Below are 14,588 nucleotides of genomic sequence, written 5' to 3' on the forward strand. Positions count from 1 at the left end.
TCTGGCGGGTTTACTTCATTTGTAATAAAAAGGCTGGGAGACCAGCCTTTTACGTAAATTGTGGTGTTACCACTTCTTCTTCGGTGCAAACAATACGTCCAAGTCGTCTTGTTCTTGCTCTGCTTTCTTTTTCACCGCTGATGCGTTGGACGCTCTAAGTTCACTGCTGATCTCTTCTAAATAACCTTCCAGCTGTGCTTTTTTCTCTTTTACATAGTCATCATTGTATGAGACGGCGCAAATTGTAGCGTAAGCTTTTTCAAAGTATTGCCTTGCTGAACCGACCATATTTGCAGTTCGTGCTGAGAGCCCTCGTTTTATCTGGCTTTCGACATTGATTTTAAGCTGAAATCGCTCTAGTCTGCGGTCTTCATTAACGAACAGTTGAGTGTCTACTTTGCCTTTACTATGCTCAGAGCGCAGTAGTTGGCGTAATTTCTTTATGCCTTGAACTAATGCGATAATTTGTTTGTCATTGTCAGGAAGTGCTATCGAGTCTGAATCTGCTGTTTTTTCAGGCTGAGTATTTAAGCGCTCTTGCGACTCGTGTAAACGACTTTTTAATTCTTTCGAAGTAGGAGACAACTCCACCATTGCGGCTAAAGCGTCATGCACGCGGCGTTGAATAATACGGATCATGACTTCAGACATCGGAATATTGCTGCCATTCATTATGACGTCTTCCGCTTCTTCTATTACGCGTTTTTGCTTAGCAAGTTCTTTGCGTCTCTCCGCTTCTTGTTTCTCTTTATGTTGTTGGATCGCGCTTACCCAAACTGCTATGACGATAAGTGCAACAATCAACATTATTATAATAGAAACAAACATACTGAAATCTCTTTCATGTAACCACCAGTGTAATTTTTTAATCTTACATGAATTCGTACTATTCTGAACAGGTTTACGACAATAACCTGTAAAAAAGATAAAGAATTCATTATTTTTTAGTATAGCCGATGCCTAAATGAGCGGTTAGTTTTAGTGAAAGATAGTCGCCAGATTTAGCACGTGAGTTTGCAAAAGCGTGTCAAAATATTCGCTATTTGGCCAAATGACTGTCGGAGCGTCAGTGAAAATGCTGATATTTAGTACCTCTTGGCTACCTCATTTTTACCAAATGTGCTAGCCTACATAAGGTCGTAACAGGCGGTTTTTATCGCTTTGCACTAAACTCGCTAACAAAAAAGCGGTTTTGCTATGGGCTGATGCTCAACATCAAGAGATCATAAGAATAAAAGCAATATGAAATTACAACAATTGAGATATATCGTCGAAGTGTTGAATCACAACCTTAATGTGTCAGCGACGGCGGAAAGTTTATATACCTCTCAACCTGGTATTTCAAAGCAAGTGCGCATGCTTGAAGACGAGTTGGGAGTACAAATTTTTGGCCGTAGCGGTAAGCATTTAACGCATGTTACGGGCGCGGGTAATGAAATTATTAATATTGCTCGTGAGATCCTCTCTAAAGTGGAAGGGATCAAAGCAGTTGCAAATGAACATACCTTACCAGATCAAGGTAAACTAAACATCGCAACGACGCATACACAAGCTCGTTACGCGTTACCTCCTGTGATCCAAGGGTTTATGAAAAAATACCCGGCGGTTTCTCTACATATGCATCAAGGTACGCCACAGCAAATCTCTGATGCTGCCGCTCGAGGTGATGCTGACTTTGCTATCGCCACCGAGGCGCTACACTTGTACAGTGATCTGGTCATGCTACCTTGCTATCACTGGAATCGCAGTATTGTGGTCGCCAAAGACCATCCTCTTGCACAAAAAGGCAGTGCACTGACGGTGCAAGACGTCGCTAAATATCCGTTGATCACTTATGTGTTTGGTTTTACTGGCCGCTCAGAACTGGATAAAGCATTTAATGCTCATGGCTTGGAGCCTCACATCGTGTTTACTGCAACGGACGCCGATGTGATTAAAACCTATGTAAGATTAGGACTCGGTGTTGGTGTATTGGCGTCAATGGCACTTGATGAAAAGTCTGATAGCGACTTAGTTTGCATCGATGCAAGTCACCTATTTGAAGCAAGTACGACGAAAATCGGTTTCAGAAAAGGGAGCTTCCTAAGAGGCTACATGTACGACTTTATTGAGCGATTTGCACCGCATCTCACAAAAGATGTGGTAGAGCGTGCAAGCTTGCTGCGAAATCAAGATGATATTGACAAGCTGTTTGAAGGTATGACGCTTCCTGTGAAATGAAGCACTTGAACAGCATATGAAGAGGCCTCAACAGAGGCCTTTTTCGATACGGTTATTCGTACGGGAGTGGATCTGTTGCGTGGTTTAGTTCAAATGCTTCGAGACGCTCTTGGCAAGCACCACACTTACCACATGCTTTGTCGCGGCCGTTGTAACACGTCCAAGTGTCAGCGTAATCTAATCCCATTTTTAGACCGTCAGTCAGGATATCAATTTTTGAGTTGTTAAGGTAAGGACTTACAATTTCAACGGCGTCGTAGTTCGCAATGCGACAAACATCATCCATCTTTTTAACGAACTCTGGGCGGCAATCTGGATAAATTGCATGATCGCCAGAGTGAGCACCGTAAAATACCTTATTTGCTTTTAGAGAGACAGCGTAACCTACCGCAAGAGAAAGCAAAATCATATTGCGATTAGGCACAATCGTGCTCTTCATGCTCTCTTCTTCATAGTGGCCTTCTGGCACGTCGATGTCATCAGTTAGGCTAGAGCCTGACAATAATTGATTGATAGCAGAAATATCAACGACCTTATGAGCAACGCCGAGTTTTGCACATACGTCAGCGGCAACTTGTAGCTCTTTTACATGTCGCTGGCCATAGTTAAAAGACAGTGCATAAACCTCATGGCCCTCGCGGACAGCCTTGTTTAATACAGTGTAAGAGTCCATTCCGCCGGAATAGATTACGACAACTTTTTCGCTCATAGGTGATTTGCCTCGATTTTGATAGAGGTTTACTTCAGGGCGCGATATACTACACGGCCGCTGGAGAAATGACAATTTTCTCGCGGTATTTTTCGACAACTTTATCTTAAACACGGGGCCATTTTGTACAAGGTTAACGAAATATTTGAAACAATTCAGGGTGAAGCAAGCTTCACTGGTACGCCTTCAATCTTTTTACGTTTGCAGGGCTGTCCAGTTGGTTGCGCTTGGTGTGATACCAAACAAACGTGGGAAACCAACGACACTTTTATTGTTTCATTGGATAACACTGTAGAAAAAAAGGCTGACTCAGAGTGGTGGGCGAACGCGAGTGCTGAGGAGATCTTGGCGATTTTCGAGTCGCGGGGCTACCAAGCCAAACATGTGGTGATCACTGGTGGTGAACCTTGTATGTTTGATCTTCGCCCGTTATGCGAGTTATTGCATAGCAAAGGGTACAGCACACAGATTGAAACCAGTGGTACATTTGAGATCCTCGCGCCAGCTGAAACTTGGGTTACCGTGTCGCCAAAAATTAATATGCGTGGGGGTTACAAAGTACTTCCAAGTGCAATGGCTCGTGCTGATGAGATAAAGCACCCCGTTGCGATGCAAAAGCATATTGAGGAATTAGAGGCGTTATTTGCACAAACTGGGGTTGAACCAAAGCTAGTGTATCTTCAGCCAATCAGCCAAAAAGCCAAGGCCACTAAGCTTGCAATAGACAATTGCAAAGCGAAAAATTGGCGCTTATCAGTTCAAGTGCACAAGTATTTAGGGATTAACTAAAGCGATTTGCCTAAGCGTATTTTAGCTAAAAATGCGGTGTGTTTAAGCAGAGGTATTGAACAAACGCGGTGCTTAGGCGTTAAGCCCTTTGTAGAGGTTAATAACACTCGTTACTGACCATTTCGATCATTCTTTGCGTTTCGCCACTGTTCTCAAATTGATAGAGATTGCGATTGATGTCTTTGAGCAATTCACGCCAATGTGGTTTTTGCTTGCTAAGCGCAAAGTAGAGGTGATTGTACTTTATAGGCGGTGTCACGTTTTCTATGTTTCTCAGTAATTCAATTTTTTCAGCTCTAGGTAAGTCTGAATAATTGACTGTAAAGCGCAGTACTTTTGGATCGCCTATTACTAAATTTACGCGCTTACCGACGAGTAATTTCACTAGCTGTAAATCATTTACGGCTTCTACTGTAACAAATTCACCATTATCCATCATAGCATCAAACTCGGGGGTATTCTGATAGCCTCTCACGACGCCAATGAGCTCATTCTTAACTGAGTTTAGATTACCATCAAAGCGGTCTTCTTCACCTCTTCGCTTCAAAAAGCCGATTTCGCCACCAGGAAAGGCATTAGATAAGGCAAGTAGCTCTCTGCGGGTCTTATTCTTGTGATTGTCAGATGGTGCTGAATCTTCAATATAGTATTCTGGGAATAAAATATCAGCTTTGCCTGTTTCTGCGGCCCTTACGGCACGAGCCCAAGGCAAAAATTCAACATACACTTGATAATCTAAATCGGTAAGCAGTGCGACGGCAAACTGAAAGGCCCAGCCTTTATTGCAGAGGTTTGCACCGATATAAGGTGGCCAATCTAATGTCACAATATGAATGAAGGCATTTTTGCCTTTCTTATTGTATAGATAGCCCCCTTGATACTTTTCTCCAGCAACAAGGCGAAATTCACCACCCTTAAAGTAGGCGACGTTTAAATTCTCCCCATAGATGAAGCTACTAAACATGAGAAAAAACAAGAGTAACAAGGTCTTTACAGTCATCGAAGTCAAAAAAGCGTAGCGAATAGATAAAGTGTAGTGAAAGGAGGTGAAATTAAAAGGAATAATATAAAAAACAAAGGGGCAGTGATGCCCCTTGAAAGTCTAGAATATGAAGCTCTAGTCTTACTGCACTAATTCTTGTTCAGAGAATGTGTCTGCAAAGAGTGGGCTAGTTAGGTAACGCTCTGCAGCGCTTGGCAAAATAACCACGATGTTTTTATCAGCATTTTCAGGTTGCTCGGCAATACGCTTTGCGGCAACTAGGGCTGCGCCTGAAGAAATACCTACTAAAATACCTTCGTCTTTCATCAGCTGGTGTGCCATTGCAATTGCATCTTCATTAGAGACCAACTCAACGCCATCAATAAGCTCAAGATCTAGGTTGCCCGGAATAAAGCCAGCACCGATCCCTTGAATTTTGTGTGGACCCGGTTTTACTTCGTCGCCCGCAAGGGTTTGCGTGATAACTGGTGAGTCAACTGGCTCAACAGCGATTGACTTAACATTTAGGCCTTTTTCATTTTTCAGATAGCGCGAAACACCAGTGATCGTGCCACCCGTACCAACGCCCGCAACGAAGTAATCGATATTACCTTCAAGTGCATCAAAAATTTCCGGACCCGTTGTTTCAAAGTGGATCTTCGGGTTTGCTGGGTTTTCAAACTGTTGCAGTAACACGTATTTTTCAGGGTTACTTGCTTGGATTTCATTTGCTTTTTCAATCGCGCCTTTCATGCCCTTGGCGCCTTCTGTCAGCACTAAATTTGCGCCAAGTGCTTTAAGTAGTTTACGACGCTCAAGGCTCATCGTATTTGGCATAGTAAGTGTCAACTTATAACCACGAGAAGCAGCAACGAAAGCCAATGCAATACCCGTGTTACCTGAAGTTGGTTCAATAAGTTCTTTACCTTCGCTAAGAAGGCCCGCTTTTTCAGCTTCCCAGATCATAGACGCACCAATACGGCATTTAACGCTGAAGCTTGGGTTACGCGCTTCCACTTTTGCGTAAACATTGCCGCCAGAAACGCGATTGATTTTAACCAACGGTGTATTACCGATAGTTAGACTGTTATCTGCATATACTTTAGTCATTTGTGTTCCCTAATCTAGGTTTGCTTGTATTCCATCACTTTACTGCGCATTTCGCAAAACGAAAGGAAAGATTGGCTATAAGATATATCAAATTTGCTTATAGCCAATAGTTATTTAAAGGTTGATATTTAAATCAACCAGGCATAACTGAACTTCATAAATACCGTCTTTTCGTCTTTAGTTATCTTTGACAAATCATCGTCTTGATAACCATGATCGGAATAGCCTGCAAAGAAAACGGTTTGTGGGTTTAGTTTGTAGGAATAGAGCAGTTGGGTACTGATGCTTTTATAAGTCGCATCAACATCATCGTTATAATTGCTCTGGTTTCTCGAAATATCCGTGTTGATGATTGCCAATCTCAGATAGCTATTAATGTTAAATTGGTAAGTCAGGCGTATATCGCTCAGATTTGCGGTATAAACTTTTGCGCCATTCGCTTTCATTTTTTCGAATGTATGGCGCAATCTAACTTCAAAATGTTTGCCAAGATTGACGTTAATAACTGGGCGGGCGAAGTACAAATCACCAAGACGGTTGTTTGCAAGATCAACGCGGTTTCCTTTACTTAAGTTCAAGCCTGCGAAAACGCCGGCCATTGGCTTGAACTCCATATAGGTCCACTGTGAATTCTCGGTAAATAGATCGGTATTGCCGTCAATCGCAAGGCGGGTTTCATCATGTCGCAGTCCAGTGCGTTTTCTATGTTCAACACCGAAATCAAGAAAGCTTTGCAATGGGCCGTCAACTGCAAAGTTGGTTTGCACTTCTTTTTCTAATAACTCGCCTTGCTCGTTGTGGGAAATATCCCAGTCGGCGTACCAACGTGCACGGTTCCACCAGTTGTTATCATCGCCATACCAACGGTACTCTCCGCCAAAAAGAAATTTATTAAAGTCGACCTGAGTGATAAAGCCCATATCGGTTCTAAGTGCGGCATCGCGAGCTTGATAACTGGTAAATGCCTTCCAATGCTTGCGATTGTGCTCATAATTAACGTAATAGCCAGCACCACGGTCATCTTCGTCAATCACTCTGAGTACACTTTCGTTTAGGTCGCACTCAGCGAGCGTACTATCACATAACGATTCAACAAAAGCGCTATCATAGTCTGTATCTGAGCCAATTAACTGCACTTGTAGGGTATCGTTATCTGTTGGTTTGTATTTGGCGTCTATACTCGCAACTTGGTTGCGATAGTCGTCGCTTTGCCTGGTCGTCGATGTCACGCCTACTGACAAGGTTTTGTTTAGGTCATGACGGTATCTCAGTGCCATGTTTTGGCTGTTTCTCTCTAATGAGACAACGCTCGAGCCTAAATTTCCAGGAACAACGACATTGAGTCTTTCATCGTTGGCAATAAATCCTGCAAAAGTGTGACCGTTTTTATTACCGGTAAGCTTGACGCCATAATCGGGTGCTGAAATGTTCCGAGTATGAATAAGGTTAAGGTGAGAAGAAAAGTAATCGGAATTATCTAAAAAGAACGCCCGTTTTTCAGGGAAAAATAGGCTAAAGCTATTGTTAACGCTCAATTGTCCCGTGTCAGCTTCAACTTGTGAGAAATCAGGGTTTAATGTTGCGTTTAGCGTCGTGTCTGGTGTGATAGCCCACTTTACGTCTAAACCCGGCTCGACATTATTGTCGGCTTGCCACGGCTCTGCGATACCATCATTAATGTCGCGAGATTCTTGCCTATTGGTGACAAGTGTTGGAATAACGGCAAAGTTACTACCTTGCTTAGCCTTAGCAAATCCTTGATATTTTGGCATCTGACAGATCCAGCAAGAATTTGCATGTTGTAATTGCATGCTGGAGATACGCAACCTTTCATTTCTTGGATAAAAACGCAGAAACTCTAAAGCCATGGTTTTGCTCTCGAGGGAGTCGTTAAAATTTAATACACGAAGTGGGATTTCAACTTCAACAACATAACCGTCTTTATTGATCTTTCCGACGCTATCCCAGATCCCATTCCAAGAACCATTCTCACTTTTAGTGAGTTCGTTTTCAATTGAGTCTTGTTGTACACCTAGTGGATTGATGAAAAACTGATAAGCGCTTTGGGCGTTGTTAAATGAATCAATTTTAATGCCGACAAGATCATCTTCCCAGGCGCGGTCACGGTCACGATAAAATGCGCGGATCAACTCAGGATTAGGGTCCTTTGCATCAAAAGCAATAAATAAAGATTGACCATTCTCATATACGTAGGCCTTAGTTTGTACTGGACTTGATTGGTTCTCGTATGGCCAAGTGATGTTGTTGATATCTATTTCTAATGCACGTTGCCAAATATCGGCTTCAAGTACACCATCAATTTTTGCAGAGCTATCGATAAATGGGATTTTATTTGGGTCTAGTGCCCATGTTTGGCTAGATAGACTAAGTGCGACAAAAGAGTAGGTTACAGCTTTGAGCATGAATTTAATTATTATACAGAGACTTTTGTCAGTATTAGATAATATGCAATGAGCTGAAACAATTTATTTTCGTCAAGTTGCAATTATTTACGTTAGGTGGCGAATATGTATACATAAAATGTACAAATCGATTTATCTCCATCGAATTAATAGCAAAGATGGTCAAAAACATGTTACAACAACGCCTTTGAAAATCTGCTAGGAAGTAACTATGTCTCTTATATTGAAGCTAGTGGCGGGTATCGTCGCTGGTATGTTGGCGGGTCTGTACTTGCCGACTGTGTTAGTTGAGCTCTTATACACCTTCAAGGTGATCATAGGGCAACTTATCAGCTTTACTATTCCTCTGATAATCCTGCTTTTTATTGCTTCAGGTATAGCAGGTTTACCAAAGGGATCGGGCCACTTGCTTGGTAAGACAGTCGGCTTTGCTTATGGGTCAACCATTATTGCTGGCACGTTAGCATTTCTATTAGTTAATGCTTTTATTCCATTTTTTGACGGTGGTGTTGCTTATCAAGCCGTGGAAGAATCTCATCTTAAGAGCTTTATTAATATCGAGATCCCTCCGCTGATGGGAGTGATGTCGGCACTTGCAACTGCATTTATCTTTGGTATTGGGATGAGCCAGTGTGGTTTAACTAAACTTAAAGGCGTCACCGACGAAGCGAGAGATGTGGTAGATGCACTGCTTGCGAAAGTCATTATTCCAATATTACCACTTTACATTGCCGGTGTTTTTGCTGAAATGGCGGTAGCAGGTACGGTATTCGACACCCTGAGTACGTTTGGCGTGGTATTGCTTGCCGCGATTATTATGCATTGGCTATGGCTAAGCACTTTGTTTGTGGTGAGCGGTCTGTTACTTGGTAGAAATCCATTGGAATTAATCAAAAATATGCTACCTGCGTATTTTACTGCGATTGGTACTATGTCGAGCGCGGCAACTATTCCAGTGTCTCTTCGTGCAAGTAAATCTAATAATGTTAACGAAGAGGTTGCCAATTTTACCGTACCACTTTGTGCCACCATCCATTTGTCAGGGTCGACTATTACCATAGTGACTTGCGCAATGGCTGTGATGCTGCTTTCTCCTGAGATGGTTGTACCTTCATTGTCGGAAATGTTGCCATTCATCTTTATGCTTGGTGTAGTAATGATTGCGGCTCCTGGTGCGCCGGGTGGAGCGGTTATGTCTGCGCTTGGGCTATTGACCAGTATGCTTGGTTTTAATGAGGGCGCAGTGGCATTGATGATTGCTTTATATTTAGCGCAAGATAGTTTTGGCACAGCATGTAACGTAACCGGTGACGGTGTGATTGCACTTTGGGTCGATAAATTTTCAAAGCAAAGCTGAGTCATATAAAAATAAATCTACTATTAGTCGCTATGGCTAAATGCCGTAGCGGCTGCTTTTAAAATGATAAAGCGGTGAAATTATAATCAAACTGCTTATTTCATTAATTAACTATTTAGTTAATTCATATCAAAATTGTATTTTTCTCTCGTTTCTATCGTTATGCTTTTAAAAAATATGTGGTAATCTCAAACATCTGGAAGCGGGGCTGTTGGTTGCTTCGCTCCTTTTACCAATATATATGTAGAGGGTGTGCCATTGATTAATGTGCTTTTAGTTGATGATCATGAACTTGTCAGGACTGGCATAAAACGCATTTTAGATGATGTGCGTGGCTTTAAAGTGGTAGGAGAAGCCAAAACCGGTGAGGAAGCCGTAACCTTTTGTCGTCAAAGTGAGCCTGATATTGTGCTAATGGACATGAACATGCCTGGTATTGGTGGATTGGAAGCGACCAAAAAGATTTGCCGTTACTGTCCTGATGTAAAAGTTATTGTGCTTACCGTACATTGTGAAGATCCTTTCCCAAGCAAGGTAATGCAAATTGGTGCGCACGGTTACCTAACAAAAGGTGCTGGCCCTGATGAAATGATCAATGCAATACGTGCGGTTAATGCTGGCCAGCGTTATATTGCGCCAGAAATTGCTCAGCAAATTGCCCTTGCGCAATTTAGTGGCCGCAATGACGAAAACCCTTTCCAATCGCTATCGGAAAGAGAATTGCAGATCATGCTCATGATCACTAAAGGTGAGAAAGCACAAAATATTGCAGATCGCTTGAACCTAAGCTCTAAGACGGTAAATAGTTATCGCTATCGCATGTTTGAAAAGCTCAATGTGAGCGGTGATGTGGAATTAACCCACTTGGCGATTCGCCATAAAATGATCGATATAGATAGCAGTCATTAAGTTCTTTTTAAATGACTGAATTTGACTACAAACCTTTCCTCAAGACATTAACAACAGAACCTGGTGTGTACCGCATGTATGATGTGGACGACCAGGTTATCTATGTTGGTAAAGCAAAAAACCTCAAAAAACGAGTTTCTAGCTACTTCCGTTCAAATATCACAGATAGCAAAACGCGAGTATTGGTCAGTAATATTGACCATATTGAAGTTACGTTAACGAATACCGAAACCGAAGCGCTGCTTTTAGAAAATAACTTAATTAAGAAATACCAACCACGATATAACATTCTCTTAAGAGATGATAAAAGTTATCCGTATATTTTCCTGAGCGCCCATCAACATCCTAGACTTGCATTTCATCGTGGTAGTAGAAAACAAAAAGGCGAGTATTTTGGTCCTTTCCCTAGCAGTGCTGCAGTATCGGAAAGTCTGAGGTTAATGCAGAAGATCTTCCCCGTTAGGCAATGCGAAGATGCGTATTACCGCGCACGCAGCCGACCTTGTTTGCAGTATCAGTTAAAAAGATGTTCAGGACCATGCGTTGGCAAGGTAAGCGACGAAGAATACCAAGAACAAGTAGCCATGGTTCGACAGTTTTTGACGGGACGCTCTCAGGACGTTATTTCAGCACTGGTGGAACGAATGGAAAGCGCCAGTATGTCTTTGGATTTTGAGAAAGCAGCGAAACACAGAGATCAAATTGCTTTATTAAGGCAAATGCAAGAACAGCAGTCCATTGCAGGAAACTTTGCAGAGCTTGATGTCATCGGTTATGAGCAGAAGAACGGTTTAGTGGCCATTCATGTACTGATGATAAGGGAACATAAGGTACTTGGGACGAAAACACATTTTCCAAAAGTACCAAAAGATTCTGGCGCAGATGAAGTGCTAACTTCTTTCATCGGACAGTATTATATTTCAACGGGTAACCACGCTAGAATTGCTAAAGAAATTGTATTGCCATTCGAAATAGAAGAGGGAAGTGCATTAGAAGCTGCGCTGACCCAAGTTTCGAAGCGCAAAATTAATTTCAAATGTAACGTTCGTGGGGAGCGAGCCCAATATCTTGCATTGGCAAATAAAAATGCGCAAAACAGTATTGAAGTTAAACAAAGTGCACAAGACTCAATCACCAAACGATATGCCAAACTAAAAGCAGTGCTAGGGCTGTCAGATATTCAAAGAATGGAGTGTTTTGATATCAGTCATACCATGGGAGAAAACACGGTTGCATCGTGTGTTGTATTCGATGGTCAAGGGCCAAACAATAGAGAGTATCGCAGATATAACGTCACTGGGATCACCCCTGGGGATGATTACGCAGCGATGGATTTTGCATTAAATAAGCGCTACGGCAAAATGTCGGATGAAGCGAAAGTACCCGATATTATTTTTATTGATGGTGGTAAGGGGCAGTTAGGTAGGGCGGAATCTTTCTTCGCTGATTGGCAACTCAATAAAATGCCGATACTGATAGGGGTTGCAAAAGGCACAAGCCGAAAGCCAGGATTAGAAACATTGCTAATCGATGGTGGTCGTAAAACGGTGAATGTTGAAAGTGATTCACCTGCATTACACCTTATCCAGCATATCCGCGACGAATCACATCGCTTTGCAATTGCAGGGCATCGTAATAAAAGACAAAAACAAAGAACGCAATCTGTGCTTGAAGAGATTGAAGGCGTAGGTCAGAAAAGACGTCAGGCACTACTTAAGTTTTTAGGAGGCATGCAGGGAGTTAAATCTGCAAATATACATCAATTAAAGCAAGTTCCTGGGATCAGCCCTGAAATGGCTGAAAAGATATTTAATCATTTGCATGACAAAGCTTAAGCAATCATGCGAACATAGAAAAAAAGACAATACCAAGTAGTTATGTGGAATATTCCAAATACGCTCACAACATTTAGATTGCTACTCATTCCCGTGTTTGCAGTCGTTTTTTATCTTCCTTATTCATGGGCGTTTTTTGCCGCCGCTTTTATTTTCTGGTTAGCTTCTGTTACCGATATCCTCGATGGCTATCTTGCGCGTAAGTTGGAACAGTCAACGCCATTTGGTGCTTTTTTAGATCCTGTTGCCGACAAAGTGATGGTCAGTGTTGCTTTAGTGATACTTGCTACACATTATGATAATTATTTCATTACTATTTCTGCTGTTGTCATTATTAGTAGAGAAATAGTTATTTCTGCGTTGCGTGAATGGATGGCTGAACAAGGTAAAAGAGGAAGTGTTGCAGTATCTTGGCTGGGTAAATTCAAAACAGCTGCACAGATGTTAGCTATTATAGGTTTGATTTGGCAATTATCCGATTGGATGACAATGCTAAGTTACGCACTTTTAGCCATCGCGACATTGCTTACATTAGTTTCTATGATCCAGTATCTCTATGCTGCAAAAGGAGAATTGACTAATTCTTGACTTGAAATGATTATAAACCCAGCGGTTTAGATAAATTTTGAGCAAACGATTCAAAACATTCATTTTTTATGTTGACGCGTTCCAGAACTTCTGTAGAATGCGTCCGTGTTGAGAGGGCAGTATGTCATCTAAATGAAATTTAGATAACATCACCTAGCAAGTTAAAGTTTAAAGAAGCTTATTAAATAAGTAGATTTAAATAATGGAACGCGAGTATAGCTCAGCTGGTAGAGCGCGACCTTGCCAAGGTCGAGGTCACGAGTTCGAACCTCGTTACTCGCTCCAAATTTGCGGCGGAATGGCAGAGTGGCCATGCAGCGGATTGCAAATCCGTCTACCTCGGTTCGACTCCGGGTTCCGCCTCCATTTCTCAACATATCCACATGCGAAAGCAAGCCCGATGCCCGGGTGGTGGAATTGGTAGACACAAGGGATTTAAAATCCCTCGCTGGTAACAGCGTGCCGGTTCAAGTCCGGCCCCGGGCACCATTTATATCGGGATTTGTATGTAACAAATCTAAATGGTTTTTATGTACAAAACGGAACGCGAGTATAGCTCAGCTGGTAGAGCGCGACCTTGCCAAGGTCGAGGTCACGAGTTCGAACCTCGTTACTCGCTCCAATTTTTGCTTTCACACCCGATGCCCGGGTGGTGGAATTGGTAGACACAAGGGATTTAAAATCCCTCGCTGGTAACAGCGTGCCGGTTCAAGTCCGGCCCCGGGCACCATTTATTTTTCACATATAAAATTTACCAGTGTGAAAAATGGAATGCGAGTATAGCTCAGCTGGTAGAGCGCGACCTTGCCAAGGTCGAGGTCACGAGTTCGAACCTCGTTACTCGCTCCAATATTCTTCATGGCGGAATGGCAGAGTGGCCATGCAGCGGATTGCAAATCCGTCTACCTCGGTTCGACTCCGGGTTCCGCCTCCATATCGCATATTCTCTTTATTTTTAATATCCCACTTATTTACCTTTTTATTATCCAAGAACTCCACTGTTACAGATCTATCCACATCTTCTTTTACTTAAACATTGTTTCTTTAGATCCCAGAATCATTACTATAGCTACTAGCCAATAATAAGAAGAATCGAAAGTTAGTATTCAATACCTTTATAAACGCACCTAAATTCATATTTTCGATAAAAGGTTTCATTTTGGTATCTAGTCCTGCTTATTGGATAGACCTACTGCTTCGTAATTGCTTTGCATTTTCACTTCGACATAATTTACGTACACCTTTTCTACATAAAGAAGAATTGACCTGGTTTTGTTTCGAGTTCTATATTTAAGTAGGCAAGTTGATATGCTAACAGATGTTATATAACGCCATTTGTTTAGTTGTTCCACAGTGATGCTTAAAGTTTATGTAGACTCGCGTGACTTCAATTCGAACTTTTTGAGTGAAAAATATACTGTTTTGATGTGTTTCGTTTGTTTTTTGTTCGAATAAACGTTTTTTATAAGTTTTAATGAAAAAAGGGGTTGCACTAAAATCGGATCGCCCTATAATGCGCATCCACCGACACGGGGAGCAACGCTGAAAAGTAATAAGTCAACGAGTTGGTAGTCGAGTAAAACTTAGCTTTGAGAGCTTGGAAGAAAACTTCTAAAGAAATTCAAAATTAAGTGTTGACAAAAAATCGGGAATGCTTAGAATGCAC

11 protein-coding genes and 7 tRNA genes are annotated in these 14,588 nt (G+C 41.9%); 13 read left to right on the forward strand and 5 right to left on the reverse strand.

The genetic code is table 11. The annotated features are described in order from the left end of the window. Window positions 1-66 precede the first annotated feature (66 nt). Window positions 67-828 carry a hypothetical protein gene (locus A587_RS0119135; RefSeq protein WP_010375563.1) on the reverse strand — a complete coding sequence of 254 codons (762 nt, stop codon included), beginning with the start codon at window positions 826-828 and terminating at the stop codon, window positions 67-69. A 414-nt stretch (window positions 829-1,242) separates the two neighbouring features. Here A587_RS0119135 and cysB point away from each other — a divergent pair, with 414 nt between their 5' ends. Continuing rightward, a complete protein-coding gene (cysB, locus tag A587_RS0119140) occupies window positions 1,243-2,220 on the forward strand; it encodes an HTH-type transcriptional regulator CysB (protein ID WP_010375565.1) in 978 nt (325 codons plus the stop codon). A 52-nt stretch (window positions 2,221-2,272) separates the two neighbouring features. Here cysB and queC read toward each other — a convergent pair whose 3' ends face one another. Further along, window positions 2,273-2,929: a 7-cyano-7-deazaguanine synthase QueC gene (gene queC / locus A587_RS0119145; protein WP_017218898.1), complete on the reverse strand. Its 657-nt coding sequence runs from the start codon at window positions 2,927-2,929 to the stop codon at window positions 2,273-2,275. 123 nt (window positions 2,930-3,052) lie between these two features. Between queC and queE the strand changes: the two genes are divergently transcribed. Next, a complete protein-coding gene (gene queE, locus A587_RS0119150; protein WP_017218899.1) occupies window positions 3,053-3,718 on the forward strand; it encodes a 7-carboxy-7-deazaguanine synthase QueE in 666 nt (221 codons plus the stop codon). Window positions 3,719-3,815: 97 nt separating this feature from the next. Here queE and A587_RS0119155 read toward each other — a convergent pair whose 3' ends face one another. From A587_RS0119155 to A587_RS0119165, 3 genes are all read right to left on the reverse strand, one after another. Next, complete coding sequence (locus A587_RS0119155; RefSeq protein ID WP_017218900.1) at window positions 3,816-4,682, reverse strand: substrate-binding periplasmic protein; 867 nt, start codon at window positions 4,680-4,682, stop codon at window positions 3,816-3,818. A gap of 159 nt (window positions 4,683-4,841) precedes the next feature. Continuing rightward, entirely contained in the window at window positions 4,842-5,810 is a 969-nt protein-coding gene (gene cysK / locus A587_RS0119160) for a cysteine synthase A (protein ID WP_010375573.1), read from the reverse strand. A 128-nt stretch (window positions 5,811-5,938) separates the two neighbouring features. Then, entirely contained in the window at window positions 5,939-8,233 is a 2,295-nt protein-coding gene (locus A587_RS0119165) for a carbohydrate binding family 9 domain-containing protein (protein WP_017218901.1), read from the reverse strand. A 211-nt stretch (window positions 8,234-8,444) separates the two neighbouring features. Here A587_RS0119165 and A587_RS0119170 point away from each other — a divergent pair, with 211 nt between their 5' ends. From A587_RS0119170 to A587_RS0119220, 11 genes are all read left to right on the forward strand, one after another. After that, window positions 8,445-9,590: a dicarboxylate/amino acid:cation symporter gene (locus tag A587_RS0119170; RefSeq protein WP_017218902.1), complete on the forward strand. Its 1,146-nt coding sequence runs from the start codon at window positions 8,445-8,447 to the stop codon at window positions 9,588-9,590. A 258-nt stretch (window positions 9,591-9,848) separates the two neighbouring features. Next, window positions 9,849-10,499, forward strand: a complete 651-nt coding sequence (gene uvrY, locus A587_RS0119175; RefSeq protein WP_010606537.1) for a UvrY/SirA/GacA family response regulator transcription factor — start codon at window positions 9,849-9,851, stop codon at window positions 10,497-10,499. A gap of 11 nt (window positions 10,500-10,510) precedes the next feature. Beyond that, on the forward strand, window positions 10,511-12,334 hold the full coding sequence (gene uvrC, locus A587_RS0119180; protein WP_017218903.1) for an excinuclease ABC subunit UvrC: 1,824 nt from the start codon (window positions 10,511-10,513) through the stop codon (window positions 12,332-12,334). Window positions 12,335-12,376: 42 nt separating this feature from the next. Next, the gene (gene pgsA / locus A587_RS0119185) at window positions 12,377-12,922 is read left to right on the forward strand and encodes a CDP-diacylglycerol--glycerol-3-phosphate 3-phosphatidyltransferase (RefSeq protein ID WP_010375584.1); all 546 of its coding nucleotides are present in this window, start codon (window positions 12,377-12,379) and stop codon (window positions 12,920-12,922) included. A 209-nt stretch (window positions 12,923-13,131) separates the two neighbouring features. Beyond that, window positions 13,132-13,207 (forward strand) — tRNA-Gly (locus A587_RS0119190). Between the two features lie 7 nt (window positions 13,208-13,214). Further along, window positions 13,215-13,288: transfer RNA gene (locus A587_RS0119195), tRNA-Cys, on the forward strand. Between the two features lie 36 nt (window positions 13,289-13,324). Then, window positions 13,325-13,411 (forward strand) — tRNA-Leu (locus A587_RS0119200). Between the two features lie 57 nt (window positions 13,412-13,468). Next, window positions 13,469-13,544, forward strand: a tRNA-Gly gene (locus A587_RS0119205). A gap of 21 nt (window positions 13,545-13,565) precedes the next feature. Continuing rightward, window positions 13,566-13,652 (forward strand) — tRNA-Leu (locus A587_RS0119210). 43 nt (window positions 13,653-13,695) lie between these two features. Further along, a tRNA-Gly gene (locus tag A587_RS0119215) sits at window positions 13,696-13,771 on the forward strand. An 11-nt stretch (window positions 13,772-13,782) separates the two neighbouring features. After that, window positions 13,783-13,856 (forward strand) — tRNA-Cys (locus A587_RS0119220). Window positions 13,857-14,588 lie beyond the last annotated feature (732 nt).

The organism is Pseudoalteromonas sp. NJ631 (assembly GCF_000276645.1).
Lineage (GTDB): Bacteria > Pseudomonadota > Gammaproteobacteria > Enterobacterales > Alteromonadaceae > Pseudoalteromonas > Pseudoalteromonas piscicida.

Excerpts from the sequence above, each read along its gene's own strand:
- A587_RS0119135 (WP_010375563.1), bottom strand. The coding sequence starts at position 828 with ATGTTTGTTTCTATTATAATAATGTTGATTGTTGCACTTATCGTCATA.
- cysB (WP_010375565.1), top strand. The coding sequence starts at position 1,243 with ATGAAATTACAACAATTGAGATATATCGTCGAAGTGTTGAATCACAAC.
- queC (WP_017218898.1), bottom strand. The coding sequence starts at position 2,929 with ATGAGCGAAAAAGTTGTCGTAATCTATTCCGGCGGAATGGACTCTTAC.
- A587_RS0119155 (WP_017218900.1), bottom strand. The coding sequence starts at position 4,682 with ATGTTTAGTAGCTTCATCTATGGGGAGAATTTAAACGTCGCCTACTTT.
- cysK (WP_010375573.1), bottom strand. The coding sequence starts at position 5,810 with ATGACTAAAGTATATGCAGATAACAGTCTAACTATCGGTAATACACCG.
- A587_RS0119165 (WP_017218901.1), bottom strand. The coding sequence starts at position 8,233 with ATGCTCAAAGCTGTAACCTACTCTTTTGTCGCACTTAGTCTATCTAGC.
- A587_RS0119170 (WP_017218902.1), top strand. The coding sequence starts at position 8,445 with ATGTCTCTTATATTGAAGCTAGTGGCGGGTATCGTCGCTGGTATGTTG.
- uvrC (WP_017218903.1), top strand. The coding sequence starts at position 10,511 with ATGACTGAATTTGACTACAAACCTTTCCTCAAGACATTAACAACAGAA.
- pgsA (WP_010375584.1), top strand. The coding sequence starts at position 12,377 with ATGTGGAATATTCCAAATACGCTCACAACATTTAGATTGCTACTCATT.